The sequence below is a fragment of the Gilvimarinus gilvus genome (assembly GCF_030518155.1).
GTDB lineage: Bacteria > Pseudomonadota > Gammaproteobacteria > Pseudomonadales > Cellvibrionaceae > Gilvimarinus > Gilvimarinus gilvus.
Genome location: NZ_JAULRU010000534.1, coordinates 1 through 310, shown reverse-complemented (window position 1 = coordinate 310; position 310 = coordinate 1). Strand labels below are relative to the sequence as shown.

The window sequence follows — 310 nt, the reverse complement described above, 5'->3', positions numbered from 1 at the left end:
AGATGTATTGAAATAAAATCCTTGTCAAGGTTGAAAACCTTGACAAGGATTATTCGTTAATCTAAAATCGTAATATTAAAACACAATATTATCGCTGTCTTTCGTTGAATGAGCTTTTATTGCTTATATATTTTTGATTCTTTTTTCTTTAAAATCAATTTCAAAATGATTTGAAGGTTCACCATTCGATAAATGTGAAAGTATTTTAAACAACATTTTCAATTGTAAGATAAATTGATCTTTCGATTGATTCTCTGCAAATAATTCTACCAGCACTTTATATTGTTCCAATCGCTCTCTTGGAATATCT

At 27.1% G+C, this 310-nt stretch carries 1 protein-coding gene; it reads right to left on the bottom strand.

Features of this window, described 5'->3' with window-relative positions; genetic code table 11:
* Window positions 1-123: 123 nt before the first annotated feature.
* A partial coding sequence (locus QWI17_RS09960; protein ID WP_302722357.1) for a hypothetical protein occupies window positions 124-310 on the bottom strand: 187 nt, incomplete at its 5' end.